The sequence below is a fragment of the Polynucleobacter sp. P1-05-14 genome (assembly GCF_018881675.1).
In the GTDB taxonomy this organism is placed as follows: domain Bacteria; phylum Pseudomonadota; class Gammaproteobacteria; order Burkholderiales; family Burkholderiaceae; genus Polynucleobacter.
Genome location: NZ_JACVPV010000001.1, coordinates 211,748 through 238,703, shown reverse-complemented (window position 1 = coordinate 238,703; position 26,956 = coordinate 211,748). Strand labels below are relative to the sequence as shown.

General features: G+C 46.4%; 28 protein-coding genes. 12 read left to right on the top strand and 16 right to left on the bottom strand.

The genetic code is table 11. The annotated features are described in order from the left end of the window. Positions 1-19 precede the first annotated feature (19 nt). From ICN37_RS01290 to ICN37_RS01280, 3 genes are all read right to left on the bottom strand, one after another. Positions 20-2,929 (bottom strand): ribonucleoside-diphosphate reductase subunit alpha, encoded by a 2,910-nt coding sequence (locus tag ICN37_RS01290; protein WP_370623804.1) that lies wholly within the window; start codon positions 2,927-2,929, stop codon positions 20-22. 331 nt (positions 2,930-3,260) lie between these two features. Further along, the gene (ampD, locus tag ICN37_RS01285; RefSeq protein ID WP_255538430.1) at positions 3,261-4,076 is read right to left on the bottom strand and encodes a 1,6-anhydro-N-acetylmuramyl-L-alanine amidase AmpD; all 816 of its coding nucleotides are present in this window, start codon (positions 4,074-4,076) and stop codon (positions 3,261-3,263) included. Between the two features lie 3 nt (positions 4,077-4,079). Beyond that, the gene (locus ICN37_RS01280; RefSeq protein WP_215321393.1) at positions 4,080-4,928 is read right to left on the bottom strand and encodes an inner membrane protein YpjD; all 849 of its coding nucleotides are present in this window, start codon (positions 4,926-4,928) and stop codon (positions 4,080-4,082) included. Between the two features lie 20 nt (positions 4,929-4,948). Between ICN37_RS01280 and ffh the strand changes: the two genes are divergently transcribed. Next, on the top strand, positions 4,949-6,331 hold the full coding sequence (ffh, locus tag ICN37_RS01275; protein ID WP_215321392.1) for a signal recognition particle protein: 1,383 nt from the start codon (positions 4,949-4,951) through the stop codon (positions 6,329-6,331). On the opposite strand, the gene ICN37_RS01270 is transcribed toward ffh, so the two are convergent. Continuing rightward, the gene (locus tag ICN37_RS01270) at positions 6,332-8,074 is read right to left on the bottom strand and encodes a proline--tRNA ligase (protein WP_216154384.1); all 1,743 of its coding nucleotides are present in this window, start codon (positions 8,072-8,074) and stop codon (positions 6,332-6,334) included. It lies immediately after the preceding gene. A 48-nt stretch (positions 8,075-8,122) separates the two neighbouring features. Between ICN37_RS01270 and ICN37_RS01265 the strand changes: the two genes are divergently transcribed. Both ICN37_RS01265 and ICN37_RS01260 read left to right on the top strand, forming a co-directional pair. Next, positions 8,123-8,722, top strand: a complete 600-nt coding sequence (locus ICN37_RS01265; RefSeq protein WP_215321390.1) for an RNA pyrophosphohydrolase — start codon at positions 8,123-8,125, stop codon at positions 8,720-8,722. After that, positions 8,719-9,285 (top strand): CNP1-like family protein, encoded by a 567-nt coding sequence (locus ICN37_RS01260; protein ID WP_215321389.1) that lies wholly within the window; start codon positions 8,719-8,721, stop codon positions 9,283-9,285. The genes ICN37_RS01265 and ICN37_RS01260 overlap by 4 nt, the downstream gene beginning before the upstream one ends. Here ICN37_RS01260 and proB read toward each other — a convergent pair. The 4 genes from proB to rplU all read right to left on the bottom strand — a co-directional run bounded on the left by proB (position 9,282) and on the right by rplU (position 11,866). Then, positions 9,282-10,076: a glutamate 5-kinase gene (gene proB, locus ICN37_RS01255; RefSeq protein WP_215321388.1), complete on the bottom strand. Its 795-nt coding sequence runs from the start codon at positions 10,074-10,076 to the stop codon at positions 9,282-9,284. The genes ICN37_RS01260 and proB overlap by 4 nt on opposite strands. Positions 10,077-10,097: 21 nt before the next feature. Then, positions 10,098-11,186, bottom strand: a complete 1,089-nt coding sequence (obgE, locus tag ICN37_RS01250; protein ID WP_215321387.1) for a GTPase ObgE — start codon at positions 11,184-11,186, stop codon at positions 10,098-10,100. 88 nt (positions 11,187-11,274) lie between these two features. Then, positions 11,275-11,535: a 50S ribosomal protein L27 gene (rpmA, locus tag ICN37_RS01245; protein WP_011902041.1), complete on the bottom strand. Its 261-nt coding sequence runs from the start codon at positions 11,533-11,535 to the stop codon at positions 11,275-11,277. 19 nt (positions 11,536-11,554) lie between these two features. Further along, positions 11,555-11,866 carry a 50S ribosomal protein L21 gene (rplU, locus tag ICN37_RS01240; protein WP_011902040.1) on the bottom strand — a complete coding sequence of 104 codons (312 nt, stop codon included), beginning with the start codon at positions 11,864-11,866 and terminating at the stop codon, positions 11,555-11,557. Between the two features lie 75 nt (positions 11,867-11,941). Between rplU and ICN37_RS01235 the strand changes: the two genes are divergently transcribed. After that, positions 11,942-12,946 carry a polyprenyl synthetase family protein gene (locus ICN37_RS01235; protein ID WP_216154383.1) on the top strand — a complete coding sequence of 335 codons (1,005 nt, stop codon included), beginning with the start codon at positions 11,942-11,944 and terminating at the stop codon, positions 12,944-12,946. Here ICN37_RS01235 and ICN37_RS01230 read toward each other — a convergent pair. Together ICN37_RS01230 and ICN37_RS01225 are read right to left on the bottom strand one after the other, a co-directional pair. Next, positions 12,943-13,386, bottom strand: a complete 444-nt coding sequence (locus tag ICN37_RS01230; RefSeq protein WP_216154382.1) for a hypothetical protein — start codon at positions 13,384-13,386, stop codon at positions 12,943-12,945. The genes ICN37_RS01235 and ICN37_RS01230 overlap by 4 nt on opposite strands. A 2-nt stretch (positions 13,387-13,388) precedes the next feature. Continuing rightward, complete coding sequence (locus ICN37_RS01225; protein WP_216154381.1) at positions 13,389-13,877, bottom strand: hypothetical protein; 489 nt, start codon at positions 13,875-13,877, stop codon at positions 13,389-13,391. Positions 13,878-13,933: 56 nt separating this feature from the next. On the opposite strand from ICN37_RS01225, the gene ICN37_RS01220 reads away from it, so the two are divergent. Further along, positions 13,934-14,701 carry a fumarylacetoacetate hydrolase family protein gene (locus tag ICN37_RS01220; protein ID WP_216154380.1) on the top strand — a complete coding sequence of 256 codons (768 nt, stop codon included), beginning with the start codon at positions 13,934-13,936 and terminating at the stop codon, positions 14,699-14,701. Positions 14,702-14,773: 72 nt separating this feature from the next. Here the strand turns inward: ICN37_RS01220 and ICN37_RS01215 are convergent, their stop codons facing one another. Both ICN37_RS01215 and ICN37_RS01210 read right to left on the bottom strand, forming a co-directional pair. Next, positions 14,774-15,793: a 2-dehydropantoate 2-reductase gene (locus ICN37_RS01215; protein ID WP_215321383.1), complete on the bottom strand. Its 1,020-nt coding sequence runs from the start codon at positions 15,791-15,793 to the stop codon at positions 14,774-14,776. A gap of 105 nt (positions 15,794-15,898) precedes the next feature. Continuing rightward, positions 15,899-17,314 carry a sodium:solute symporter family protein gene (locus ICN37_RS01210; RefSeq protein WP_216154379.1) on the bottom strand — a complete coding sequence of 472 codons (1,416 nt, stop codon included), beginning with the start codon at positions 17,312-17,314 and terminating at the stop codon, positions 15,899-15,901. A 118-nt stretch (positions 17,315-17,432) separates the two neighbouring features. On the opposite strand from ICN37_RS01210, the gene ICN37_RS01205 reads away from it, so the two are divergent. Further along, complete coding sequence (locus ICN37_RS01205; protein WP_216154378.1) at positions 17,433-18,407, top strand: squalene/phytoene synthase family protein; 975 nt, start codon at positions 17,433-17,435, stop codon at positions 18,405-18,407. 6 nt (positions 18,408-18,413) lie between these two features. On the opposite strand, the gene ICN37_RS01200 is transcribed toward ICN37_RS01205, so the two are convergent. Next, positions 18,414-18,926 (bottom strand): methylated-DNA--[protein]-cysteine S-methyltransferase, encoded by a 513-nt coding sequence (locus ICN37_RS01200; protein ID WP_216154377.1) that lies wholly within the window; start codon positions 18,924-18,926, stop codon positions 18,414-18,416. A 118-nt stretch (positions 18,927-19,044) separates the two neighbouring features. On the opposite strand from ICN37_RS01200, the gene ICN37_RS01195 reads away from it, so the two are divergent. Genes ICN37_RS01195 through zapD form a run of 6 tightly spaced genes read left to right on the top strand, consistent with a single transcriptional unit; the run spans position 19,045 to position 24,355 of the window. Further along, positions 19,045-20,337, top strand: a complete 1,293-nt coding sequence (locus ICN37_RS01195; protein WP_215321379.1) for an HlyC/CorC family transporter — start codon at positions 19,045-19,047, stop codon at positions 20,335-20,337. Then, positions 20,334-21,407 carry a GspE/PulE family protein gene (locus tag ICN37_RS01190; protein ID WP_216154376.1) on the top strand — a complete coding sequence of 358 codons (1,074 nt, stop codon included), beginning with the start codon at positions 20,334-20,336 and terminating at the stop codon, positions 21,405-21,407. Before ICN37_RS01195 ends, ICN37_RS01190 begins: the two co-directional genes overlap by 4 nt. Continuing rightward, complete coding sequence (locus ICN37_RS01185; RefSeq protein WP_216154375.1) at positions 21,404-22,450, top strand: type II secretion system F family protein; 1,047 nt, start codon at positions 21,404-21,406, stop codon at positions 22,448-22,450. Before ICN37_RS01190 ends, ICN37_RS01185 begins: the two co-directional genes overlap by 4 nt. Further along, positions 22,450-22,950: an A24 family peptidase gene (locus ICN37_RS01180; protein ID WP_216154374.1), complete on the top strand. Its 501-nt coding sequence runs from the start codon at positions 22,450-22,452 to the stop codon at positions 22,948-22,950. Before ICN37_RS01185 ends, ICN37_RS01180 begins: the two co-directional genes overlap by 1 nt. Next, on the top strand, positions 22,905-23,591 hold the full coding sequence (gene coaE / locus ICN37_RS01175) for a dephospho-CoA kinase (RefSeq protein ID WP_216154373.1): 687 nt from the start codon (positions 22,905-22,907) through the stop codon (positions 23,589-23,591). The genes ICN37_RS01180 and coaE overlap by 46 nt, the downstream gene beginning before the upstream one ends. A gap of 11 nt (positions 23,592-23,602) precedes the next feature. Next, positions 23,603-24,355, top strand: a complete 753-nt coding sequence (gene zapD / locus ICN37_RS01170; protein ID WP_215321374.1) for a cell division protein ZapD — start codon at positions 23,603-23,605, stop codon at positions 24,353-24,355. Here the strand turns inward: zapD and ICN37_RS01165 are convergent. Genes ICN37_RS01165 through argJ form a run of 3 tightly spaced genes read right to left on the bottom strand, consistent with a single transcriptional unit; the run spans position 24,352 to position 26,886 of the window. Then, positions 24,352-24,768, bottom strand: a complete 417-nt coding sequence (locus tag ICN37_RS01165) for an NUDIX domain-containing protein (RefSeq protein WP_215321373.1) — start codon at positions 24,766-24,768, stop codon at positions 24,352-24,354. The genes zapD and ICN37_RS01165 overlap by 4 nt on opposite strands. 9 nt (positions 24,769-24,777) lie before the next feature. Beyond that, entirely contained in the window at positions 24,778-25,635 is an 858-nt protein-coding gene (locus ICN37_RS01160) for an ATP-binding protein (RefSeq protein WP_216154372.1), read from the bottom strand. A 15-nt stretch (positions 25,636-25,650) separates the two neighbouring features. Then, the gene (gene argJ / locus ICN37_RS01155) at positions 25,651-26,886 is read right to left on the bottom strand and encodes a bifunctional glutamate N-acetyltransferase/amino-acid acetyltransferase ArgJ (protein ID WP_216154371.1); all 1,236 of its coding nucleotides are present in this window, start codon (positions 26,884-26,886) and stop codon (positions 25,651-25,653) included. Between the last annotated feature and the right edge of the window lie 70 nt (positions 26,887-26,956).

The window sequence follows — 26,956 nt, the reverse complement described above, 5'->3', positions numbered from 1 at the left end:
TGACCAATAAGCAAATCGCTTATTGGCATGCTTCACATTCTTCGAAACCAGCATCGCCTGGGCGCATTGTGCAGGCTGGGCCATCTAATTCTTGCGCCGCTGCCGCATCAGTACCATTCACGCCACCACCACTAGAAACCGAATTCAACTGACCGCTAGTAACAGTTGATTTCTCAACGTGAGTTGCAGCCATTGTGCGGAGGTAATAAGTGGTCTTCAAGCCACGTAACCAAGCTAATTTGTAAGTGTCATCCAATTTCTTACCGGAAGCGCCGCCCATGTAAATGTTGAGTGATTGCGCTTGGTCGATCCACTTTTGACGGCGGGATGCTGCCTCAACCAACCAGCTTGGCTCCACTTCAAAGGCTGTTGCATACAAATCACGCAAATCTTGCGGAATGCGGTCAATTTTCGACAATGTGCCATCAAAGTACTTCAAGTCGGCAATCATCACCTCATCCCAAAGACCGCGATCTTTCAAATCACGCACCAAATACTCATTTACCACTGTGAATTCGCCTGAAAGGTTCGACTTCACAAACAAGTTCTGGAATGTAGGCTCGATACAAGCTGAAACACCAATAATATTTGAAATCGTTGCTGTTGGCGCAATTGCCACGCAATTGGAGTTGCGCATACCGTATTGCTTGATGCGTGCACGTAAACCACTCCAATCCATAGTAGAAGAGTTATCTACCTCTACGTAACCACCGCGCTCGGCCGCCAACATGGCTACTGAATCCTGCGGGAGAATGCCGCGATCCCATAAGGAACCTTTGTAGGTGCTGTAAACGCCACGCTCTTCAGCCAATTCATTGGATGCTTGGTATGCGTAGTAGCAAACCGCTTCCATTGAAGAGTCAGCAAACTTCACAGCCTCATCGCTAGCGTAAGGAATACGCTGCATATGCAAACAATCCTGGAAGCCCATGATGCCCATGCCCACTGGACGGTGCTTCAAGTTCGAATTACGTGCTTTAGCTACTGCGTAGTAGTTGATATCAATCACGTTATCCAACATGCGCATTGCAGTACGCACAGTTCTTTGGAGCTTCTCGTGATCCAAAATCATCTTGCCGTTGGCATCTGTAGTCATGTGAGCCGTTAAGTTCACAGAGCCCAAGTTACAAACCGCAATTTCAGTCTCGTTTGTATTGAGGGTGATCTCAGTACAGAGGTTGGATGAGTGAACTACACCGACATGCTGCTGTGGACTACGAATGTTGCAAGGATCTTTGAAAGTAATCCATGGGTGACCTGTTTCAAACAACATGCCAAGCATCTTGCGCCACAACTGTTGCGCCGGGATACGGCGGAATGGCTTCAATTCACCACGATCCGCTTTTTGCTCATAGGCAACATAAGCCTCTTCAAATGCTCTGCCGAATTTGTCATGCAAATCTGGAGTGTTTGATGGTGAGAACAAAGTCCAATCACCACCTTCCATTACACGCTTCATGAACAAATCAGGAATCCAGTTTGAGGTATTCATATCATGGGTACGACGACGGTCGTCACCAGTGTTCTTACGCAACTCCAAGAACTCTTCGATATCTAAGTGCCATGTTTCCAAGTAGGCGCAGACCGCACCTTTACGCTTACCACCCTGGTTAACAGCAACTGCAGTGTCGTTCACCACTTTCAAGAACGGCACAACACCCTGTGATTTACCGTTAGTACCTTTGATATGGCTTCCCAACGCACGAACGTTAGTCCAGTCATTGCCCAAACCACCGGCAAACTTAGACAACAAAGCATTTTCTTTCAATGCTTCGTAAATTCCATCCAAATCATCATCCACTGTCGTCAAGTAGCAGCTAGAAAGCTGTGGGCGAGTAGTTGCTGAATTGAACAATGTTGGTGTGCTGGACATGAAATCAAATGTAGATAGGATTTCATAGAACTCGATTGCACGACGCTCACGATCCATCTCATTCAAAGACAAGCCCATTGCCACGCGCATAAAGAAAGCCTGTGGCATTTCAATACGACGCTCTTCAATGTGCAAGAAATAGCGGTCATACAAAGTTTGCAAGCCGAGATAGTTGAATTGCAAATCACGGCTGGCGTTCAAGGCTGCAGCCAAGCGTGGCAAGTCAAACTCACGCATGCGTGGGTCCAGCAACTCAGCAGAGATACCTTCATTGATGTACTTCGCAAAATAAGTGCTGTATTCGGCTTGCGTATCGCCCTGCAATACTTCCTTGCCAAAGATTTCTTTACGAATCACGTGCATCAAAATGCGCGCTGTTACTTGGCTATAGGCCGGATCTTTTTCAATCAAAGTACGGGAAGCCAAAATAGCAGAGTCATACACCTGCGCCATTGGTACGCCGTCGTACAAGTTCTTGATGGTTTCAGTAATGATTGGTGTTGCATCAATGTTATTACCCAAACCTTCGCAAGCTGCCTCAATCACAGTACGCAAAGCAGCCATATCAAGCCACTTCTCAACACCGTTGTCAGTTACCTTGATGCCAGACTCGCCAGCTTGATTCGCAGTTTGTGCTTCTTGGGAAACTTCTTGCTGAGCAGCGCGCTCTTGGTTGCGCTTTTCACGATAGAGGACGTAAGCACGAGCAACGTTGTGCTCACCACTACGCATCAAAGCCAATTCAACTTGGTCTTGAATATCTTCGATGTGGAAAGTTCCGCCATTTGGGCGGCTACGCAACAATGCGCGCACAACAGAGTGGGTCAACTGCTCTACTTGTTCGCGAACACGTGCTGATGCAGCGCCTTGTCCACCATTAACCGCTAAAAATGCCTTGGTTACTGCAATCGCAATTTTTGATGGCTCAAACGCTACAACTGAACCATTACGGCGAATAATTTTGTAATCAGACAATTGGGTTGCCTGGGTGCCACCAACACCACCAGCCACAAAGCTGGCAGAAGGGGCTTGATTTACCGCCCCTGCAGGACTCATTCCTGGGTTATTCGCTCCAGCTGGTTGGCCTGCTGTCTGTGGATTAGCGTATGTCATGTTGCTCCTGCGTATATATATAGTTATTTGGACAAAATATCGTTAAAAAACAATGAGGTGTTGCTAGATTCAAACACTACATCTAGTGTTTCGAAGCGCATTAGGCACTAAGTATAGGGAAATATTTGATAATTGGTAAGCCATTTATGACAAATATTTATTAGTATTTTTACTAAGTTTTCCACTTATTCTGGGGTCATTTTGGTGCGGATTTTTTGACCCGTTTTAGACAAAGGCTAAAAAAGTAAGCGTACGCTCACATACAAAAATAAGACTATCGAGAACTTAGACCAAAAGGTAGTTTTTCAGGAGAAATGCCTGTCTCTTTTTGGAACTTTTTCCAGTCAAAATAAATTCCAGGATCAGTTTTGCGACCAGGCGCAATGTCGCTGTGTCCCGCAAATTGCAAATGAGGATAAGTGCTCGCCAATTTCGTAATGAGATTTGCCAAAACTTGATACTGAGAAGCCTCGAATGGCGAATCTCCATCTCCCTCCATCTCAATGCCAATCGAAAAGTCATTGCACTTTTCCCTGTCAAAAAATGATGAAATACCAGCGTGCCAAGCCTTGTTCTGTGTAGAGACAAACTGAATTAAATCTCCAGAGCGGGTAATCAAAAAATGACTGGATACCTTTTGGTCGGCAATCTGCGCAAAATAAGGGTGCTTGTTTGGGTCCAGCTTATTTTGGAAAAAGTCGACTATATGCTGACTAGATGATTGATTTTTGAAATCGCCTGGGGGAAGACTGATGTGATGAATCACCACTAAATCAGGGATAACATTTTCTGGTCTAGTGTCTTGGTTAGGCGAAATTCTCCATTGCGCATCCCCAACCCAACCATTTGAATCGAGGATATGGCGATGTTCATTGGAGCAATAAAAACGATCGTCAAAAGTAAAGGCTTCTGACTGAGGAAGGTGCACTTTGCAGTATTGGCATTGCACCATTACCTCAGGCGCAGTAGGCCTCTCAGGCTTATTATTAGGTTTAGGGGGGTTTTCTGCGTTGAACTGCGCTTGCTTCTTACCCTTAATCCAAAGATAAAAAAGACCAGCACCTGCAAATAATAAAAGCCACTTAAACAATGGTTAAGCTCTCTGCAGAATGACTTCAACCACAAAACGACTGCCGACATATGCAAGCAACAAAGCGGTATAAGCACTTAATACCCATCGAATAGCCGCTCTGCCACGCAGCCCTACTCGCCAACGCGCTATCAAAAGACCAGCAAACAAAAACCAGGAAACCAAAGCAAAAATGGTTTTGTGATCAAACAACAAAGGTCTGCCAAACAAGGTTTGCGAAAAGAGTAGACCCGAGAAGACGGTCAAACTCAGAAGTGCAAAACCAACATAGAGCAAATTGAACAAAAGACTTTCCATTGTCATGAGCGGGGGCAAATCCTCTAACCAGTGAGCAAGGCGGCCATTGGGAATGATTGCCAACTGACGATGCAATGCGCGATCTTGAACGCTCATGAGCATGGCATGCATCGCTGCTAGACTCAGCAAGCCCACTGAAACAGTAGCCACCACGAAGTGCCCCTTAAACCAAGGATCTGAAACCGCTTTCGGCGAAAGCAGGGTCCCTGGAAAAATGGAAGGGAGCAATGCGCAAATGAGCGCAAACATTAGGGCCATCCAACGTAAGCTTGAGATAGGTAAAAACCAAGATTGAAACCAATAAAAGGCCAGACCAACCCAAGCAATCAAGGACAAATCCTGTGCAAAACCAAATACAAAGCCTTGAGGGGTAAAGACGGAGTCATGCAATTGCACCCCATGAATGACCAAAATCACAAAAATAGCAGCCTGGACCAGAGTGCTGGAGAGTCCAGACTCCACGCCGCTCTTGGCTTTGAAGCTCAAAACCAGCAAAAGCACTAAATAAAGTGCGGAAGGGAGCCATCCGTAACTTGAGTAACCTAAAATATCCATCTGGAAAGTCTAATCGATAAATGCTAGAAAACCTCACCGACCGCCTATCACGCGTTGTTAAAACAATGCGGGGCCAAGCCCGCCTCACTGAAGACAATACCGCAGAAATGCTGCGGGAAATCCGTTTGGCCTTGCTAGAGGCTGACGTAGCGCTGCCAGTAGTGAAGTCACTGCTTGAGCAAATCAAATTTAAAGCCCTTGGCGAGGAAGTGGTTGGGAGCCTCAGTCCTGGACAAGCTCTGGTTGGCGTAGTTCAACGTGAACTCGCCCAAGTCATGATGGGCGACACCAATCAAAGCGGCGAACTCAATCTTGCTACCCAGCCTCCTGCAGTTATCTTGATGGCCGGCTTACAAGGTGCGGGTAAAACGACATCCGTTGGCAAACTCGCCAAGTGGTTGAAGGAGAAAAAGAAAAAGAAGGTTCTGACTGTTTCTTGTGACGTCTATCGTCCTGCTGCGATTGAGCAATTAGAAACTGTTACCAAGCAGGTTGGCGCTGAGTTTTTTCCGAGCGACATTAGTCAAAAACCAAATGACATTGCTGTAGCTGCCCTAGATTGGGCACGCCGCCATTACTTTGATGTGGTGATTGTGGATACCGCAGGACGTCTTGGTATTGATGAAGCCCTCATGCAAGAAATCAAAACTTTGCATGCCAGCCTCAATCCAATTGAAACCCTATTTGTAGTTGACGCCATGCTGGGTCAAGATGCTGTCAATACTGCTAAAGCCTTCCATGAAGCGCTCCCGCTTACCGGCGTGATCCTGACTAAGTTAGATGGCGACTCTCGGGGTGGTGCAGCCCTCTCCGTTCGACAGGTAACTGGTGTTCCACTCAAATTTATCGGCGTCGCCGAAAAGATGGATGGTCTAGAGGCATTTGATGCTGAACGCATGGCAAATCGCATTCTGGGCATGGGCGATATTCTGGCTCTAGTTGAGCAAGCTCAGCAACACGTTGACGTTGCCAAGGCAGAAAAATTAGCCAGCAAGATTTCTAAAGGTGGTTTTGATCTAGAGGATTTTAGAGATCAACTCATGCAAATGCAAAAGATGGGTGGCATGGCTAGTCTGATGGATAAGTTACCCAGCCAAATGGCACAAGCCGCCTCCAAAGCAAATCTCAGCAATGCAGATAAACAAACTACGCGTATGCGTGGCATTATTGATAGCATGACTCCTCGGGAGCGCAGAAAGCCTGAATTACTTAAAGCCAGTCGTAAGCGTCGCATTGCCGCCGGCTCTGGCGTAGAAGTGCAAGAGGTCAATCGCCTGCTAGCGCAGTTCGAGCAAATGCAAACCATGATGAAGCAATTCAAGGGTGGAAAAATGGCGCGCACCATGGCCACCATGGCTGCAAAAGGAGCCGCCAAGGGTATTGGCGGGCTCTTTAAGAAATAATTAATTAACTAAGATCTTCGCTGCTTGAACTGCAGCAATCACTTTTGCTTTGATGTCATTTAGTGGGATGTTCTCGGACTCAGCATCCGTGCGGCCCTTAAATTCGACTTGAGAGTCTGCCAAACCACGATCACCAATCACTACACGGAATGGTGCTCCAATTAACTCCCAGTCAGCAAACATCGCGCCTGGGCGTTCATTGCGATCATCCAGAATCACATCAACGCCAGCTGCTAATAGCTCGTCATGCAACTGATCGCATGCGACTTTAACGGCTTCTGATTTCTCGTAACCCATTGGGCAAATGACCACCTCGAAGGGTGCCATTGAGATCGGCCAGATAATACCCTTCTCATCATGGCCCTGCTCAATTGCAGCGCCAAGCAAACGAGTAACGCCGATCCCGTAACAACCCATCACCATCGGCTGGGCTTTGCCCTGTTGATCCAAGTAAGTGCAACCCATTGCTTCTGAATAACGAGTACCCAATTGAAATACGTGACCCACTTCAATGCCGCGGCAAATATCAACAACCCCTTTGCCATCCGGCGAAGGATCACCGATCACCGCGTTACGAATATCCAACACTAAAGGCTCAGGCAAATCACGGCCCCAGTTCACGCCAGTCAAGTGATGACCAGCATCATTGGCGCCACAGACAAAGTCAGCCATATTAGCGACCGTACGATCAGCAACAACAGTCACGTCAGCACTTACTCCAACGGGACCTAAATAACCTGCAGGCGCATTACAGGCTTGTTTGATTTCTGCTTCAGTAGCAAAACGTGATTCAGCCATACCCGGAATTTTGCTTGCTTTGACTTCGTTAAGCTCATGGTCACCGCGCACCAACAACATAAATAGCTTAGCTGGACCTTTTTCCTGATCCGCAGCAAACAATAGTGACTTCACTGTGCTCTCAAGCGGAATATTTAAGAACTTTGCTACATCTGCGCAATTTGTCTTGTCAGGCGTTGGCACTTTGGCCATCGCAGCAGCTGCAGCGGCACGTGTAGAAATTAAAGCTAAAGACTCGGCCGCCTCTAAATTGGCTGCGTAATCAGAGCTAGGGCAATACACAATCGCATCTTCACCAGTATCGGCAATCACATGAAACTCTTGACTGCCAGAGCCACCAATGGCGCCATTATCTGCGGTTACCGCACGGAACTGAAGGCCCATACGCTTAAAGATGCGGGTGTAAGCATCAAACATCATTTGATAAGACTTCTTGAGACCCTCAACATCGCGATCAAATGAGTAGGCATCCTTCATGCTGAACTCACGACCACGCATGATGCCAAAACGAGGGCGACGCTCATCACGGAACTTGGTCTGTATCTGATAGAAGTTCACTGGCAATTGCTTGTAACTCTTAATCTCATTTCGAGCCAAATCAGTAATGACCTCTTCAGAAGTTGGCTGAATCAAAAAATCGCGATCATGGCGATCTTTGATGCGCAGCAACTCTGGACCCATTTTTTCCCAACGACCAGTCTCTTGCCACAACTCAGCAGGCTGAATCATTGGCATGAGTAATTCAATTGCGCCAGCACGATTCATTTCCTCACGAATAATGTTTTCTACTTTGCGGATAACCTTCAAACCCAGCGGCAAATAGTTGTAAATGCCTGCGCTGAGCTTACGAATTAAACCTGCACGTACCATGAGTTTGTGCGAAACCACCTCAGCGTCGGAGGGGGCTTCTTTTAGCGTGGCGAGAAATGATTGTGAGGCTTTCATGTATGGATATAATCAAATCGTTGATTTTAAAGGATTTGAGGCACGATCATGCTTGACCGTGAAGGGTATCGCCCGAATGTCGGCATTGTCCTCCTCAACAGCCGTAACGAGGTTTTCTGGGGAAAACGCGTTGGGCAGCATTCGTGGCAGTTCCCGCAGGGCGGGATTCAGCATGGTGAAAGCCCTGAACAGGCTATGTACCGCGAATTGCAAGAGGAGGTTGGCTTACTGCCGGAGCATGTCCAAATTATTGGACGCACCAGGGATTGGCTTCGCTACGACGTCCCTGAGGAATACTTGCGCCGCCAACATGCCACTCGGGTCCATAGAGCAGCATACCGCGGTCAAAAACAAATTTGGTTTCTCTTGCGTCTCGTAGGTCTAGATAGCGATATCCAACTACGCGCTTCAGAACACCCCGAATTCGATGCCTGGCGCTGGGTACCCTTCTGGATTCAACTAGATGCAGTCATTGGCTTTAAACGTGAAGTTTATCAACTTGCGCTTTCAGAATTAGCGCGTTTCTTATCCCGTGGCATGCGTATGCAGCAACTTGCCTGGGGATCCCCTCTTGATTTAATTCAGTCTTTTTACGGTGGCTCTCACGAACATCCGAAAGACGACAACCCAAACGATCAATCCACATGACTATTTCTCTGAAGCGCCTGTATCTCTCTTGCTGCACCGCAATCTTCGGCATTGCATTATCTGCATGCGGCGGAGATGCCCTCATTAGTGGCGAAGATCCATTTGCACCCATGGTATTTAAGGAGGGTACAACTACTATGCCCTTAAGCCCACCGAACCAGGCTACCTTACTGCCTTTTTATGTTTCTCAGCACACCATCTTTAAATTTGCCGTAGATACTGACTCTATTCTGATTGGTGCCGATGGAGTGACTCGCTATATTGTCGTGCTCACAAGTCCAAGCGGTAGCGTGCAGACTCAATATGAAGGCATTCGTTGTGATTCATTTCAGTGGCGGCTTTATGGCACTTTAGAAAATGGCGCCTGGAAAGAGAATCCCTTGTCTACTTGGCGCAATATTCAAAGCAACGTACCCAATCGCTATCAAGCAGCTTTAGCACAAGGAGCTTTTTGTAATTTCAGCTCTCAAGAAAAAAATATCAATACGATTCTTAAATCGCTCAACCCCAATGGATTCACTGGTCAAACAAAACCAACTAATTCCTTTGGCGTAGTCAATTAAAGATTATTTGGGGCTGGGGCCAAATAGGTCCCAATTTTCTCGCCCGCCATTAGGCGAGTAAGCACATGAGGTTCGCGCCCAGAGGCAATCACGGTAGCTGCGCCGGTTTGTACGGCAATCTTTGCTGCCAGTACCTTAGTCAACATACCGCCCTTACTGAGCTCACTAGCGGCACCACCCGCCATTTTTTCTAAAGCAGGATCTCCCGCAACAGCGTCTGCAAGCAAGGTGGCATTTGGATTTTGACGTGGATCTGCAGTAAACAGACCGCCTTGATCAGTCAAAATCACCAAAAGATCTGCATGAATTAAATTGGTTACTAAAGCGGCAAGGCTGTCGTTGTCACCAAACTTAATTTCATCGGTTACTACTGTGTCATTCTCATTAATGATGGGAACTACACCCAACTTCAACAAAGTATCGAGGGTAGCTCTGGCATTGGCATTCCGTTCAGCATCAGCTAAGTCTGCATTAGTCAGCAAGACCTGAGCGCTACGGAGATTGAAGCGCGCAAAACAGCTTTCATAAACCTGAACCAAACCCATCTGACCGACTGCAGCAGCGGCTTGTAGTTGGTGAATTTCTTGTGGGCGCTTAGTCCAACCCAGACGCTGCATGCCTTCAGCAATAGCGCCTGAGCTCACCATCAACACCTCATGACCTGCCTTTAATAGCCCAGCCATTTGCTCAGCCCACATTGCAATCGCAGCATGATCCAAGCCTTCACCATTATTGGTGACTAGGCTAGATCCTACTTTGACAACAATCCGTTGAGTTTTTTTAGCGTTCATAGCAAAAGGCGAATGAAATGTTTAATCTGGTTTTTTATCTTCTAGCTGATCTTGATAACGCGGATCTTGAGCGCGCTCATCCGCATCATCTCGGTCACGACGTACAGAATCCAAATAATCCTGCAAAGAATAGCAAAGCTTGTCGCAACCCAAGCCTGTTAAGGCTGAGATCTCGAAGACGGGGCCTTTCCATTTAAAGCGCTTTATAAAGTCAGCAACGACTTTCTTGCGATCTTCTTCTGGAATCATGTCCACTTTATTTAAGACTAGCCAACGCGGCTTCTCAACCAAAGCTTCGTCGTACTTACGCAATTCATTCACAATCGCTACAGCATCTGCCACTGGATCAACATTTGCATCAAATGGAGCAATATCAACCAAATGCAGCAATACGCCTGTACGTTGTAAATGGCGCAAGAAGCGATGACCCAGACCAGCGCCTTCAGCCGCGCCTTCAATCAAACCAGGAATATCAGCGATCACAAAACTGCGTTCAGCTCCCACACGCACTACACCCAAATTTGGATGCAAAGTGGTGAATGGATAATCCGCAATCTTTGGACGAGCATTCGAAACTGCAGTAATCAGGGTAGATTTACCCGCATTAGGCATACCCAATAAACCGACGTCAGCCAATACTTTTAATTCAAGCTTAAGCTTACGACGTTCGCCTTCTTTGCCATTCGTCTTTTGACGTGGCGCCCTATTCGTACTACTCTTAAAGTGAATATTGCCCCAACCACCAACACCGCCCTGCGCCAAACATAAGCGCTCACCATGGGTAGTTAAGTCAGCAATGGGTTCACCAGTTTCATAGTCGGCAATGATTGTGCCAACCGGCATCCGCAACTCGATATCATCGCCAGCGCGACCATAGCAGTCAGCGCCACGACCAGGCTCACCATTTTTTGCGGTATGCGTTTTTGCGTAGCGGTAATCAATCAGTGTGTTGATATTGCGATCGGCTATTGCCCAGACGCTACCGCCCTTGCCGCCGTCACCACCATCAGGCCCGCCAAATTCAATGAACTTTTCGCGGCGCATAGAGGCACTCCCGGCGCCACCTTGCCCGGCTATCACTTCAATACGTGCTTCGTCTATAAATTTCATGAATAAAAAAGGCCTCGCTTAGCGAGGCCTGTTCCTAAGAGTTAAATTCGGAATAAATCTGAATCAAACGTGTCTCAGTCAGGCTACCTTATGAACGAGGCAAGACTGAAACTTGGGCCTTCTTCAAAGCACCCTTAACGCCGAATTCCACTTGTCCGTCAATCAAGGCGAACAAAGTGTGATCCTTGCCAATACCAACGTTAGCACCTGGATGAACACGTGTGCCACGTTGACGAATGATGATGCTGCCAGCATTAATATGCTCGCCGCCAAATACCTTAACGCCTAAGCGTTTCGATTCTGAGTCGCGGCCATTTCGTGTTGAGCCGCCGCCTTTTTTCTGTGCCATATCTTTCTCCTACCCTGAATTAGGCTTTAATCGTGTTGATCAAAATTTCAGTGAAATTCTGACGATGGCCTTGGTGCTTTTGATAATGCTTGCGACGGCGCATCTTAAAGATTGTCACTTTATCGTGACGTCCCTGGGAGACGACAGTGGCCATCACAGCTGCACCATTAACCAATGGATCACCTAATTTCAGTGAAGCGCCTTCGCCAACGGCGAGGACTTGGTCAAGAGTGATTTCGCTGCCGATTTCCGCTGGTATCTGTTCTATTTTCAATTTTTCGCCTGCAGCAACTTTATATTGTTTGCCACCGGTTTTTATGACCGCGTACATGGTTTGAAACCTCAATTAATATCTACATTTAAGCTAATCCACCCTGGACCAGCTAAGCCCATTATTATATCTTGCATGACGAGCACTGTCAAAACCAATGACTTAAGCCAAATTCTGGCCCCAATTGCCTTAGATTTCAAGGCCTTAGACGAGGTTATCCGTCAGCGTTTAGCATCAAAAGTTGCCTTAATTGACCAAATCTCGAGCTATATCATCCAGGCTGGCGGCAAGCGGGTCAGGCCCGCCCTGTTGATGTTGGTGGCCAAAGCCCTCGCCAATGGCAAAGAAACACCCCACACCCTGGAAATGTCGGCTGTAGTTGAATTCATCCACACCGCTACCCTGCTTCATGATGATGTAGTTGATGAATCTACCCTGAGAAGAGGTCGCGAGACTGCCAATGCCGCTTTTGGCAATGCTGCCAGTGTTTTAGTGGGCGACTTCTTATATTCCCGAGCCTTCCAAATGATGGTTGGCCCAAACGACCTTCGAGTCATGCAAATTTTGTCAGACGCAACCAACACGATTGCCGAAGGCGAAGTTTTGCAACTTCTCAATATGAATGACCCAGAAGTAGATGAAGCAAGTTATTTACAGGTCATTCGCTATAAAACGGCCAAGCTTTTTGAAGCCTCTACTGAGCTTGGCGCCATCCTAGCCAACGCCTCCGATACGCAACGCGAACAAGCTGCTGCATTTGGACGTCACATCGGTACGGCTTTTCAGTTAATGGATGACTTACTGGACTACACCGCTAATGCTGCACAGATGGGAAAAAATGCCGGGGATGATTTACGCGAAGGTAAGCTTACGCTGCCACTGATTTACTTGCTAGAAAACGGTAGTAATGAAGAACGTCTTTTAGTGCGCGCAGCAATTGAACAAAACCAAGATTTACCAGATGATGTGTTTGCACAAATCCTTGCCGCCGTCCAAAACTCTGGCGCTCTAGATTACACACAAGCAGCAGCCAAGCGTGAGGCCGACCTGGCCTTAGCCTGCCTAAAAGACTTCCCATCAAATGAAGCCAGTGCTGCGCTGGAAGCTCTGTGTGCCTACTCTCTTACGAGGCAAACTTAAGATCCCAAAGTATTTAATCTGAGTTCACGCGCAGTCATTCGGACCTGTTCCACCTCTTCACGCAAACGTGCAATTTCTGGCGGTGATAACTGCTCTAGATTGGAATAATCTAGTTTCCACGAAGGATCTTCTGACCATACCAATGGTGATTGAACCGTTGTGCGGGCTGCAGGAGCAGACTCCAAAAGCCGTAATGCCAACTCAAAATTCAAATCCTGAGAAGGCACATCATTTGGTTTTGCAGCCGCATTACCTAACGGAAAATCACTAAAGATTAGTCGTGGCACCCCACAATATTCAACAATGTCTTTAGCGGCGCCCATCACGACTGTTGAAATGCCTGCAGCATCTAAGTAACGCGCTAATAAACTTTGGCTCTGATGACATATTGGGCAGTTCGGAATTAATGCCACTACATTGACACCGTCGGCTTTTATCATCTCTAAAACGCGGGGGCATCAATCTCTAATGTGTGGCGCTGACTTCGATTGGTCGGCAAGCCATAGAAGTTTTCTGAAAGCCCACCTATTCTTCCAGATGCAACCGCTCGTTTAGCGGCGTCCAGCGGGAACCAACAATGGCTATCTTCCATATTGGCATTCTTGCGATCAACCCCCACATGGGCAATTCGTAAATCGATACTTCCTTCGATCGACTGTTGATAGGGCTGATAAAACTTGGCTGCAGCATTGTAAGGAGCGCCTTGGCCTTGATGTCCTTTACTGGAGTCATGAGGAACGGCCGTAGTAATGAGACCCAAAACAGATTGCGCAAGTGGTTTTTTCAGCGGAGTAAATGGTACATCAATATAGTGAGCCCATACATACGGATTCTCATAGCCTAAACCCAAGTAGTAGCTGCGGGTGCGCTCTATATAGCGAATCGGCTGATCCCGTTCTGGTGCAAATATGAGTTCAGAAATCTTAGACATCAATCCATCCCTGTAAGATATTGCATATCAAATATTTAATCTCATAGGAACTCATTATGGCTCAGTGGCTTAGATTTCAGCATCAAGGAAAAAGTGGTTTAGGACAAGTACAGGGCGACCAAATCGCAGTGTATGAGGGTGACTTATTTAAAGGACCCAAGGCCACAGGCGAAACACTCAAGCTGGCTGATGTAACGATTGATATCCCATGCGCTCCTTCCAAGATGGTTGCCATGGTCGACAACTTCCATGCACTGGTAACGAAGCTTGAGCATGCCGTACCTGCAGAGCCTTTGTACTTTCTAAAGGGAAATAACTCCTTCTTAGCCGCCAACCAAGTGATTCGTACCCCCAAGTCCTATTCTGGAAAAGTTGTTTATGAAGGAGAGCTTGGCATTGTGATTGGCAAGCGCTGTCATGAGGTCGATGAGGCGGAAGCGGCTCAAGCCATCTTTGGCTATACCTGCATTAATGATGTTACCGCGATTGAAATCCTGAACCGCGACCCTGGTTATGCACAGTGGACTCGCTCTAAGAGTTTTAATACCTTTGGCGTATTCGGCCCTTACATCACTACCGATGTAGATCCGAGTAAGCTAACGATCAAAACCATTCTCAATGATCAAGAGCGTCAAAACTATCCGATTGCGGACATGATTTTCCCGCCCGCAAAATTAGTGAGTCTGATTTCCCAGGATGTGCCGCTTGAAGCTGGAGACATCATTGCCTGTGGCACTTCCGTTGGTGTGGGCTCCATGAAACCTGGTAGCAATGTCAGCATCATTATTGATGGGGTTGGCCAACTAGATAATCGCTTCGAATAATTTCTATCCCCACAAAAAAACCCTTGCTATGTTCAGTAGCAAGGGTTTTTTGTTTCAAGAAACTTTACTTTTTTAGTAGCCTGATACTGATGGCAATGCCAAGCTACCTTTAGAGGCCTGGACGTTTTCATCCAAGTACTTAGTCAAAGCAAATACGGTATTCAAGCAAGGTGTTGGGGTTTGGGTGATCTTGCCCAGCTCAATCACTGACCCCAATAAAGCATCAATCTCTAAGCTACGACCCGCTTCCAGGTCTTGCAACATGGAAGTTTTGTGTTTACCGACTTTTTCAGCACCAGCGATACGACGCTCTATATCCACACGGAAAGTCACACCCAACTTCTCGGCAATCGTCTGCGCTTCGGCCATCATGTTGCGAGCCAACTCTTTGGTCAATGGGTATTGGCAGATGCCTTCCAAGGTTCCATGCGTCAAAGAGCTAATTGGATTGAAAGTCATATTGCCCCATAGTTTGAGCCAGATCTCAGAGCGAATGTCATCCAGAATAGGAGACTTAAATCCAGCTGCGCCCATCATCTCCGATATCTTCTGAATGCGCTCAGTCGTTGTGCCATCCAACTCACCCAATGGAAAGCGATTACCTTCAACGTGACGAATCACGCCAGGCGCTTGAGTAAAGGTTGCTGGATAGACTACGCAACCAATAATGTTATTTGGGTTAATGGCATTCTTAGCGATACCACCAGCATCCACTGTTTCCACTGAATGATCTTGATATTCACCGCTCAACTTCTGGAAATACCACCAAGGAATTCCGTTCTGCATTGGGATCAAAATAGTTTCGGGACCCATAATGGCCGCCAAATCATCAATGATCGGCTCTACTTGATGAGCCTTCACCGCAAGAATCACAACATCAGGAGTCTCGGCATCACCAATTTTTTCCACCGCTTTAACTTGGGCAACCAAAGGCTCTGGTTGGTCATCCATAATTAAAGCTAGGCCACGCTCTTTAATTGCGGCCAAAGTAGCACCGCGCGCAACAACCGTTACCTCATTGCCCGCTCGCGCCAACATGACAGCTAAGTAACCGCCAATAGCGCCACCCCCGCCGATCACACAGATTTTCATAGGAACTCCATAAGAATAAAAAATTTTGTATTACTGTCATATTAGAGGAGATCATTTTGCGGTGCAATATATTCTTAGTTGCATCATTTTTAAGCAGATCATGCTCTAAACAGCCTTTAATGAGTCTTTCGGTACGAGGCTACCTAAAATCATGCCTGCGATGCTAGCAAATAGACCGGCTAATTGGGGCGGCAATATGGCATTCGGAGCCAAAGTCTCACAACTGATCCAAATCGTTAAGCCTCCAACGACGGCCAATAATCCGCCCAAGGAGTTCGCTCTAGGCCAATAAACCCCAAACGCTAATGGCACAAATGCGGCAACTAGAGTCACTTTATAGGCACTCTCCACCATCTTAAAAATAGACAGCTCCGAGTTCACCGCAAAGAAAGTGACCACTACAGCAAAACATAAAACCGTAATCCGCATGACCTTTAACAAATCATGATCAGATAAATGTTTGAAAAAACCTCGCACAATATTTTCAGCAAACGTTACCGATGGCGCTAATAAGGTAGCGCTGGCACAACTCTTAATGGCTGAGAGGAGTGCACCAAAGAACATCACCTGGGCAATAAGAGGTGCGTGGTTCAGAATCAACTTAGGCAAGATCATCTGTGGATCAGTGGTGAGGTATTCCTTGACCAAATCCGGACTAATCAAGGTTGCCGAGTAAGCCAAATACATGGGTACAAATGCAAAAATAAAATAGAGCACTCCGCCTAGCAAAGCTGCTTGGACAGCAATGTTCACATTCTTAGATGAGGTAATTCGCTGAAAGACATCTTGCTGCGGAATAGATCCCAACATCATGGTGCATAAGGCAGCAACGAAGCCCAAGATCGAAGCTAAATTCATATCTGGCCAGAAGTTACTAAATTGGCCACCGGCGGCTGCATGCTCAATCACCACACCAATACCGCCAGTCTGCGAGGTCATCTCACCACCGATATAGAGCATGCCGACCACAATAATGATCATCTGAATGAAGTCCGTAATAGCAACCGACCACATCCCGCCAAATAAGGTGTAAATCAATACACTAGCAGCACCAATCATCATGCCGCCCGTCTGAGAAAAGCTTCCTTCAGAGACAACATTAAATACCAATCCTAGAGCTTTAATTTGTGCAGCAACCCAACCCAAGTAAGAAACAACAATACAAAGAGTGACTAAAACCTCAACTGTGCGGCCATACTTCTCGCGAAAAAAATCACCGATGGTGAGCATGCGACGGTTATAAAGATGGCGAGCAAAAAACAGTCCCACCAAAATTAAACAAAGAGAGGAACCAAAGGGATCTGCAACCACTCCCCCCAATCCTTCTTTTAAAAAAGTGGCCGGAATTCCTAAAACGGTTTCAGAGCCAAACCAGGTTGCAAATACAGTGGCGGTAACAATGGGCAAAGGTAGGCTATGGCCAGCCGCAGCAAAGTCAGCAGTATTTTTGACTCTTAGGGCTGCCCATAAGCCAATGCCGACCGAGATAACCCAGTAAATAATGACAAACCAAATTAGCACGCCCAAATACTCCTTGTGAAATTTGATGAAATTATATGGCTATGTCACTTTTGGTAGTTAGCAAAAAGTACCCATTTGGATCACTCCACGTTGAGCATTGGTCTGACATAATTCAAGAGTGAGAACACCCGAACAATCCCCGACATTGAGTCCATCAGCCGATCTGGCCTACCAAAAGGATATTTTGGGATCTGTCTCGCGTACTTTTGCCCTTACCATCCCACTTCTACCACCAAGTATCGAAAAGGTAGTCGGCAACACCTATTTGCTATGCCGCATTGTTGACACTATTGAGGATGCCGCAGATTTAAGCCCACAGAGCAAGCAAGCTCTTTCGGCGCTGTTTTTGGATGCAGTGCTTGAGAGGGCTCCAGTTGAGGCATTTGTTGCACCCTGCCTCAACGCATTAAAAAATTACAGCAATCAAGATGAGTTGGATTTAATTTCTCATACACCCACTGTTCTGCGAATTTTGCATACCTGCTCTACCCAGGATCAAGCAGCAGTCAGTCGTTGCGTTTCCATCATGTCTGAAGGAATGTCGTGCTTCCATGGAAGACAAAACCAAGCCGGCCTTCAAGATCTTGCTGAGTTTGAACAATATTGCTATGTCGTGGCAGGGGTAGTTGGCGAACTGCTAACAACCATCTTTAGCAACCATTCCCAGGCCCTCAAAGAAAAAATGGCGGGGCATGAAAATTTGGCAATTGCATTTGGTCAAGCACTACAAATGACCAATATTCTTAAAGACTCACCAGAGGATAAGGCCCGCGGGGTCTCCTGGAAGCCAATCAATGTTAGTCATGAAGCACTTCTCAGGCTTGCCTATGAAAAGCTCCGGGAATCTCTGCATTACATTCTGTTGATTCCTAAACAGGAACAGGGTATGAGACGATTCTGCTTTTTGGCTTTTGGTTTGGCGGTAATGACTCTGTCAAAGGTTGCAGATCGTAAAGAATTCGACAGTAAAGATGAAGTAAAACTTTCTAGAAACACTGTCATGAGTTTCTACGGCTTTACAAAGTGGGCCGTTAAAAGCGATATGGTGATGAAGATTTTTTTCAACCTTAGTAGCAGATCACTCGCTAAATAAGCAAACCTACAAAGCGCCTTCATGCTTTAAAAGCCAGAGCTTAATTTGGCGATACAGACCTGGGGAGTTTTCTTTCATAAAGCCACCAATACCTTGGGCTGACACGACTCGATGGCATGGTGCAATTAAGGGGTAGGGATTGGCACCGCACGCTGTGCCTACTGCACGCGCCCCACTCTTGATCTTTTTAGCTACATCACCATAGGTTCTTGTTTTTCCAGCAGGTATGTCTTGGATACTAGTCCACACTTTTCTTTGGTGCTCAGTACCCGCGGGTTTTATGGGTAAGTCAAATTGCCAATGAGGATCCTGAAAGTAAGCCATGCACTGCCGCGCAACCTCTTTAGCCAGCTGATTCTGTGGAGCGATTAAAACCGTATTGGCTGGCAAATAATCCATTCTAGAAAGCATTAGGCTACCCTCCACCATTTCCGTCGAAATGCCCAGACATCCAAAAGGCGCCGCAATAACACAGTAGTTAGCGCCATTTGAGCTCAAAGGGGTTGGTATGGAAGCCATATCAAGTGATTCTCACATAAATAAACAAGAGGGATGACAGATATTTATTCCATGGCTATAGCTTGAGAAATGCCACTTTGCTATATTGACTCATCCTTACTTTTTTCAGGCAGACCTCATGGACACCTTTTTTGACGATTGGCCGCTTTATGGCCAAGTTGCTCTAGTCCTATTTTTACTTGCACTCTCTGGCTTTTTCTCGATGGCAGAAACCAGCATGCTGTCCTCCAATCGTCACCGTCTACGTGCAATGGCCAATGGTGGCAATGCAGGTGCAGCGCTAGCTGACAGACTCCTAAAGCGTATTGACTCCTTATTATCGGTGCTGCTGATTTCGAACAACCTGATCAATACCGTTCTTCCTATTCTGGTTACGGGGATTGCTCTGCATATTTTTGGTGATAGTGGTCTCGTACTCTCAATTGCTACTTTAGTTGTTGCCCTACTCATCATTATTTTTAGCGAGATTACCCCGAAGGTCATTGGTGCCGCTTTTCCAGAAAAGATTGCCTCCAATGTTGGCTGGTTTATTTTGCCCCTGACTTTTGTATTGAAACCGCTGCTTTGGTTTATCAATAACTTTGTTTCTGGTCTTATGAAAGTATCTGGCCTGCAATCCTCTTCTGATAGCAGGGCTATGAGTAAAGAAGAGTTACGCAGCCTCGTTTTGGAGTCAAATCGTTTTGTCTCCAATCATCATCGCAACATCCTGCTCAACTTATTCAATTTAGAAAACATTACTGTTGATGATGTGATGACACCCAGGTCCAAGATTGAAGTTTTGGATCTCTCAAGACCTATTAATGAAGTAGTCCAACAATTGGAGACTTGCTATCACAATAAATTACCCGTTTGTGATGGTGACTCTGAACGTATTGTCGGAATCCTTTCTGTCAAAAAGGCCTTGACTCTGCTAGGTGACACCGACCTTGAGCATGAAGACTTTAAGGTGTTATTAAATGAGCCTTACTTCATCCCGAGTAGCACCCCTGTATTGCAGCAAATGCAATTTTTCCAAGATAACCAACAACGCTTAAGTTTGGTTGTAAATGAATATGGCGAAGTTCTGGGACTAGTCACTTTTGAAGATATCGTCGAAGAACTTATTGGGGAATTCACGACCTCTTTCTCCAACCTCTCAACTGATCCTCATTGGCTCCCCAATGGAACCTATCTAGCAACAGGTGGTGCCTCACTACGAGATCTGAATCGCTTACTCAACCTTAGCCTCCCTTTAAATGGTCCGCGCACCTTAAATGGACTCATTCTCGAAAAACTCGAGGCCATCCCCGATCATGATGTCAGCATTCGCATTGCTGGCATCGTCATGGAAATTGTTCAATTTGACGAGCATAGTGTTAAAACAGTGAAGCTTTATCGTCCCGCCATTCGGACTCCAGAACAAGATTGAGCGTTAACGCTGATGACTCACTGATCATTCGCACTTGGTATGAAATCGCTACATATGCCCTAGATGCTCGAGCGAGTGATATTCATATAGAGGCTGGAGTCCAAGCCACACTCATTCGTATTCGGGTCGATGGCCTGCTACAAATACAGTCGCATTACCCGATTGAATTTCATGACCGCCTCATCACACGCATCAAAGTTCTGGCGCGCTTAGATATTGCAGAAAAACGCCTGCCGCAAGATGGACGGCTTTGCATTGGCCATAACTTTTCTAAGCCCAATATTGATTGCCGGGTTTCAATCTTGCCAACTCTTCATGGAGAGAAGGCGGTTGTTCGCATACTGCCCAGTTGCGTAGAGGAGCTTGATCTTCAAGACATTGGCCTGCTCTCGGAACAACTCGAGATATTTCAACAAGCCCTTGCTCAATCCAACGGGCTGATTTTAGTGACTGGGCCGACTGGGAGCGGCAAGACTCGAACGCTCTATAGCTGCCTGCGTCAGCTCAATCAAAATCATCGCAATCTTTGCTCAATAGAAGATCCCATTGAAATTCGTCTTGCTGGAGTCAACCAGGTGGCCTATCACCCGCGGGCAGGGTTGGATTTTGCAACGATCATTCGCGCCCTTCTTCGACAAGATCCGGATGTCATCATGATTGGAGAAATCCGTGATGCCGCTACAGCTCAGCTTGCTATTCAGGCGGCTCAAACTGGGCATCTTGTTCTCAGCACCTTGCATACCCGCAATGCTTGTGGAGCAGTTCCTAGACTTGGCCATCTAGGAGTAGATCAACAATCTCTGGAGTCCTGTCTCTTAAGCGTCAGCTCACAGCGTCTCGTTCGTAAAACCTGCGCTCAATGTCTTGGATTTAAGATCAAAAATAACGTGCCATGTTCATTCTGCAAAGGCAGTGGCTACCTTGGGCGCATTGGGGTTCATGAAGTACTAAGCAAAACCCATTTGTTTAACTCGTCTACTTCATACCTTAGCATGCGAGATGCCGGATTAATTCATATGCAATCAGGCCTTATTAATCAAGCAGCCCTAAATGCAGAAGTGGGCACATGACATTAAGCAAGCAGAACCAACTTCATTTTGCCGAGCAACTAGTAACATTGCTAGAGGCAGGCCTACCGCTCCTCAATGCGATTGAACTCATTTATTCAACCGCCCCAAAGGCCTGGATTCATTGGGTGACTAACATTCACACCCAGCTCAAAAAAGGTGAAAGTTTTTCTCAATGCTTGCGCGCCCAAGAAAATCTATTTTCTATGGAATTTATTAATCTCATACGCGTCAGTGAGCGTACTGGCGACTTTCATCTGGCGCTAAAAACCATTTGCCAGCAACTTGAAGCCCAAATTGAATTGCGTCGAAAAATTCAACAGGCAATGAGTTATCCCGCCATCACTCTTACTAGCTCTTGCCTTCTAGTGATAGTGATGATGATTTGGGTTGTGCCCGTCTTTAAGGATGTTTTTGCTCATTTTCAAGCCGAGTTGCCAGCCCCGACTAAAGTGTTAATTCAAGCATCCTCATGGTTTGAAGCGTTTTACCTTGAAATAGTGATAGCCCTCTTTGGCTTTGCTGCGCTCTTTAGCCTTGCTTGGTCTAGGATTCCCAAAATTCAAAAATATTGTGATCGACTGAGCTTCTCTATACCCATCATTGGCCAGCTCCTGAGATTGGCCACCCTGACCTACTGGTGCCGGACATTAGGTCATCTCCTAAAGTCTGGATTACCCCTTCCAGATGCATTGAGGGTTACCGCACAATCATCCAACCACTGGCTCAGCCATGATTTCAGCGCTGATATATTCAAACACCTCACCCGTGGCTGGTCACTCGGAGATGCCATAACAAAAGCAGATCCCAAACGACTGCTATTTGATCAGGAAACATTGCAGCTCTTACGAATAGGGTCTGAAAGTGGTGCGCTCGCTGAAATGCTACAAAAGCGCGCATCGATATTGGGCTCTCAATTAAGCAATCGCTTAAATACCCTAAGCCAAAGCTTGGAGCCCTTGTTAATCATTATCGTTGGACTCATTATTGGAAGTCTGGTCATAATCTTATATCTCCCCATCTTTAACCTAGGACAGATTGTTTAATGGGTAATTTTGTCTTGCTCGACTGGATCCGAATATGCCTGATAGCGATCTTGGTGTACTTAGCGTATTACGATTTGCGCACCTTTCGTTTGCCTGATGTCATCACCTTACCGCTCATCTTGCTGGGCCTCTTGTTTAATAGCCTTTCAAATCAACGCTTCATTTCTTTTCAAGACGCAATCATTGGAGCGATCCTAGGCTACACCTGTCTTTGGCTCCTCAATCTTCTTTATCGGATAGTCAAAAAGCAAGATGGGGTTGGAATGGGTGATGCCAAACTATTGGCAGCCTTGGGCGCTTGGCTTGGCTGGTTTGCATTACCCAGTATTTTGCTAATGGCTTCCCTGACCGGACTGATTGGCGGCATTATTTGGCTGCAATGGAATAAACAAAATCATCGCTCAGCTTTTCCGTTTGGCCCTTTCCTGGCTATTGCTGGCATCATTGAGTTGTTATGGCCACAAACCCTACAAACTCTTCTTCTGAGCAAGCCGGTCTAGACATCCTAAAAGGGCATGTACCCTTTGTAGGTCTTACTGGAGGTATTGGCTCAGGAAAAACTGCCGTGAGCGATCAGCTCGCTCAACTGGGTGCGGGCATTGTCGACACTGATCTCATCGCCCATCAGATCACCGCCCCAAATGGAGTGGCTATCCCCTTCATTCAAAAGCAGTTTGGCTCTGAGTTTATTGACTCAAGCGGGGCTTTAGATAGAGTCAAGATGCGTAGTCTAGTATTTTCCGAGCCGGTAGCTAGGCAATCTTTAGAAGCAATCACCCACCCCCTCATAAGGGAAGAATCCATTCGGCAAACCAAACGGCTGATAGAAAAAAAGGTTCCTTACCTTGTTTTTGTAGTGCCCCTGTTGATTGAATCAGGTAATTGGGCACTCCTTCTGGATTACCTCGTCGTAGTGGACTGCCCAGAGGAAACTCAAATTGAACGAGTGATGCAGCGCAGCAAATTACCCAAAAACGAGGTAGAGAGAATTCTGAAGGCTCAAGCCAGCAGAGAAGAGCGTATTGCCAGGGCGGATATGGTCATTGAGAATCAGGGCTCTCCTGAGAACTTAAAAACTGAAGTTTTAAAGTTGAACGAAAAAATCTTACAGATTCAGAAAGATCGCACCAGTTCGTCATAGAATATGGGCTTGTGATTGTTTACGAATACCCCTTTAACGAATTAGTTCGAAGCATGCTTCGACTGGAGTATTTGTTCGCCCGCTTTAACCACTTTGTCCGCTCTGATGACCCAGAGTTGCACCACAATGCCATCTCTGTTTTGTTTGATCTTGGTGACATCGGTGCACGCGGTGACATCAAGTCTTTACTACTCAAAGAATTTGAGCGTCAAAAATATGCACTTAATGGATTGAAGTCGTCACAAAAGGTTGATCAAGAGGCGCTGACACAAACTCTCTCAGAAATTGATTCCGTTGCTAGCAGTATTAATCAATCAACAGGCAGACCCAACTCTGTGATTACAGAAAGTGAATGGTTAAATGCGATTCGCACCAGATTAAATATTCCAGGTGGCACCAGTCCAATTGATTTGCCTAGTTATCATGCCTGGAAAAATAGTCCATCATCTGAGCGGCGTGAATTGCTTGAAAAATATGTTGGGCCACTCTTGCCATGGCATGAGGCATGCCAATTATTTTTACGACTGTTACGTCAATCAGGTGAGGCTAAAGATGTGGTCGCACACAATGGATCTTTTCAGCAAGCTCCATCGGGCAAGGTGTATCAGTTAATGCGCATTGCCGTAGAAGACGATGCTTTGTTTTCTGAAATTAGCGCAAATAAATATTTACTCTCAGTTCGCTTCTTAAAGTCCGAACGCGATAAAAAAGCACAGTTAGTAAATGCTGACGTGCCATTCAAACTCACCCTCTGCCAGTTTTAAGTCAAAAGGGCTCTTAGCCTTTCCAGCATGGGCCAGGCGGCCGGTAATAAGGGTTCAACACTAGGCTTTTCGGCAGCAAGTAACTCCCACGATAAGGCTTGATTCTCACAACCTTTGGGAACTCCTCTCCAATCGCGAATAATGCTCACATGTAAGCGAACATAGGCATGGGGGTAATCATGCTCCAGAACGGTAAGCTCTTCACTAGATTGAATATCAATGCCGAGCTCTTCTTGAAGTTCACGCTTTAGCGCCTCGAAAACAGTTTCCCCTTTTTCGATTTTCCCACCCGGAACCTCCCAGTAACCAGCGTAGGGTTTGCCTTCAGGTCTCTGCCCTAAAAGATAGCGCCCTTCAGAATCCAGCAAGATTCCTGCTGCCACTTCAGTAACTGGACGATTGATTTCACTCATCAAAAAATCTTAAGATTTTGAACCTGCCCAATGCTTAGCAAATTGCCAAGCAACACGACCAGAGCGTGAGCCACGCTCCAATGCCCAGACCAAAGCTTCTGAACGCGCCACTTCAATTTGCGCAGCACTTAAACCAAAATGCTGCAACCAATGCGTCACGATCGCCAAATACTCATCTTGTTTTGGTGGATAAAAAGATAACCAAAGACCAAAGCGCTCTGATAAAGAAATTTTTTCTTCGACCACTTCACCAGGATGAATTTCACCATCATCGTTATGAACGTAGGTCTCGTTATCCTTCATATACTCAGGTAATAAATGGCGACGATTAGAGGTGGCATAAATCAAAATATTGTCGACTTGCGCGGAGACAGAGCCGTCTAAAGCTGATTTCATAGCCTTATAGCCAGATTCACCATCCTCAAACGAGAGGTCATCGCAAAAAATAATAAAGCGCTCTGGACGCTCAGCCAAAAGCTCAGTAATGTCAGCTAAATCGGCCAAATGCTCCTTCTCAACCTCAACCAGGCGCAAGCCTTGGATCGCAAACTCATGCAAGCTCGCTTTGATCAGCGAGGACTTTCCAGTTCCCCTGGCACCAGTCAACAAAATATTATTAGCTGGCTTTTTCTGAATAAAGTTTTTGGTGTTATCGCGGATGGCATCACGCTGACGATCGATATTTTGTAAATCCTCAAAAGTAATATCTGCAACGTACTTGACGGGCTGCAAAAACCCAATGCTGCCAAAAATACTATCACGTCGACGCCATCTATATGCAGTAGAAGATTTCCACTGTTCCTCAGTCAGGGGCTTCGGTAAAAAAGTATCAAGATGGTCTAAAAGACGGTCTAATTTTTCATTCATATTGCGGATGGTCTTTTATGAGCGGTAATCTGCATTAATGGATACATAGTCATGCGATAAGTCACAAGTCCATATGGTTTGTGTAGCGCTGCCGCGACCCAAGTCAATCTTGACGGTGATCTCTGGGGCCTGCATGACCCTCTGACCATCAGCTTCCAGATAATCAGGATTGCGCCCACCATTTTTAGCAACCCAAACATCGCCCAGCCACATTTGTACGCGACCCACATCTAAATCGGTGACGCCTGCGTAGCCAATCGCTGCCAGGATGCGACCTAAATTAGGGTCGCTTGCGAAGAAAGCGGTTTTTACTAATGGGGAATGGGCAACTGCCTTAGCAACCAAGCGGCACTCCTCAGGAGTCTTTCCACCAAGCACTTCGATCGTCATAAATTTAGTTGCCCCTTCGCCATCGCGCACAATCATTTGCGCTAGCTTTCTAGCTAATGCAATTAATGCATCTCGCAAGATCGCATAACTAGGTTCGTTCGCTGATTGAATTTGCACTGACGACTGACCCGTCGCCATAATGATGAAAGAATCATTAGTGGATGTATCACCATCAATGGTGATCGCATTAAATGAAAGGTCCGCTATCTCACGAGTAAGACCACTCAAGAGGCCAGACGCAAATCCAGCATCAGTAGCAATAAATCCCAACATGGTTGCCATATTGGGATGAATCATGCCAGCGCCCTTACAGATACCGGTAATGGTCACCAATCCTGCAGGTGTTTGCACAGTTGCTGAAGTAGCTTTAGGCTGAGTATCCGTAGTCATGATGGCTTCAGCCGCATCAAACCAATTGTCCTCGCTAAGGTTTGCCACTGCCTTTGGCAAAGCGCTAATAATTTTCTCAATCGGGAGCGGCTCAAGAATGACCCCAGTTGAGAATGGCAGAATCTGCCCTGGATGAATCTTCAGATCCTTAGCCAAAGCTGCGCAGGTTTCTAAGGCGTGCTTCATACCAGATTCACCAGTCCCAGCATTAGCATTGCCGGTATTCACCACGAGGGCTCGGATTTCACCATTACGACCCTCTTGCGCCAAATGCTCGCGACAAACTTGCACTGGAGCAGCGCAAAAGCGATTTAGAGTAAAAACGCCAGCGACCTGGGAACCAGGAGCTAAAGTCATCACCAATAAATCTTTACGATTTGCCTTCTTAATACCAGCTTCGGCGATGCCCATCTCAAAACCTTTAATAGGCTTTAATTCGGCTTTTTGGGGGAGGGGTAAGTTAACAGTCATAGTCTGATAATTGTAGATGAGGCTTAAAAATAAAGCGCACCTTCTGGGCGCGCTTTATTGGTTAAACCCC

Excerpts from the sequence above, each read along its gene's own strand:
- ICN37_RS01290 (WP_370623804.1), bottom strand. The coding sequence starts at position 2,929 with ATGAGTCCTGCAGGGGCGGTAAATCAAGCCCCTTCTGCCAGCTTTGTG.
- ICN37_RS01280 (WP_215321393.1), bottom strand. The coding sequence starts at position 4,928 with ATGGATATTTTAGGTTACTCAAGTTACGGATGGCTCCCTTCCGCACTT.
- ffh (WP_215321392.1), top strand. The coding sequence starts at position 4,949 with ATGCTAGAAAACCTCACCGACCGCCTATCACGCGTTGTTAAAACAATG.
- ICN37_RS01270 (WP_216154384.1), bottom strand. The coding sequence starts at position 8,074 with ATGAAAGCCTCACAATCATTTCTCGCCACGCTAAAAGAAGCCCCCTCC.
- ICN37_RS01265 (WP_215321390.1), top strand. The coding sequence starts at position 8,123 with ATGCTTGACCGTGAAGGGTATCGCCCGAATGTCGGCATTGTCCTCCTC.
- ICN37_RS01260 (WP_215321389.1), top strand. The coding sequence starts at position 8,719 with ATGACTATTTCTCTGAAGCGCCTGTATCTCTCTTGCTGCACCGCAATC.
- proB (WP_215321388.1), bottom strand. The coding sequence starts at position 10,076 with ATGAACGCTAAAAAAACTCAACGGATTGTTGTCAAAGTAGGATCTAGC.
- obgE (WP_215321387.1), bottom strand. The coding sequence starts at position 11,186 with ATGAAATTTATAGACGAAGCACGTATTGAAGTGATAGCCGGGCAAGGT.
- rpmA (WP_011902041.1), bottom strand. The coding sequence starts at position 11,535 with ATGGCACAGAAAAAAGGCGGCGGCTCAACACGAAATGGCCGCGACTCA.
- rplU (WP_011902040.1), bottom strand. The coding sequence starts at position 11,866 with ATGTACGCGGTCATAAAAACCGGTGGCAAACAATATAAAGTTGCTGCA.
- ICN37_RS01235 (WP_216154383.1), top strand. The coding sequence starts at position 11,942 with ATGACGAGCACTGTCAAAACCAATGACTTAAGCCAAATTCTGGCCCCA.
- ICN37_RS01230 (WP_216154382.1), bottom strand. The coding sequence starts at position 13,386 with ATGATAAAAGCCGACGGTGTCAATGTAGTGGCATTAATTCCGAACTGC.
- ICN37_RS01225 (WP_216154381.1), bottom strand. The coding sequence starts at position 13,877 with ATGTCTAAGATTTCTGAACTCATATTTGCACCAGAACGGGATCAGCCG.
- ICN37_RS01220 (WP_216154380.1), top strand. The coding sequence starts at position 13,934 with ATGGCTCAGTGGCTTAGATTTCAGCATCAAGGAAAAAGTGGTTTAGGA.
- ICN37_RS01215 (WP_215321383.1), bottom strand. The coding sequence starts at position 15,793 with ATGAAAATCTGTGTGATCGGCGGGGGTGGCGCTATTGGCGGTTACTTA.
- ICN37_RS01200 (WP_216154377.1), bottom strand. The coding sequence starts at position 18,926 with ATGGCTTCCATACCAACCCCTTTGAGCTCAAATGGCGCTAACTACTGT.
- ICN37_RS01195 (WP_215321379.1), top strand. The coding sequence starts at position 19,045 with ATGGACACCTTTTTTGACGATTGGCCGCTTTATGGCCAAGTTGCTCTA.
- ICN37_RS01185 (WP_216154375.1), top strand. The coding sequence starts at position 21,404 with ATGACATTAAGCAAGCAGAACCAACTTCATTTTGCCGAGCAACTAGTA.
- ICN37_RS01180 (WP_216154374.1), top strand. The coding sequence starts at position 22,450 with ATGGGTAATTTTGTCTTGCTCGACTGGATCCGAATATGCCTGATAGCG.
- coaE (WP_216154373.1), top strand. The coding sequence starts at position 22,905 with ATGGCCACAAACCCTACAAACTCTTCTTCTGAGCAAGCCGGTCTAGAC.
- ICN37_RS01165 (WP_215321373.1), bottom strand. The coding sequence starts at position 24,768 with ATGAGTGAAATCAATCGTCCAGTTACTGAAGTGGCAGCAGGAATCTTG.
- ICN37_RS01160 (WP_216154372.1), bottom strand. The coding sequence starts at position 25,635 with ATGAATGAAAAATTAGACCGTCTTTTAGACCATCTTGATACTTTTTTA.
- argJ (WP_216154371.1), bottom strand. The coding sequence starts at position 26,886 with ATGACTGTTAACTTACCCCTCCCCCAAAAAGCCGAATTAAAGCCTATT.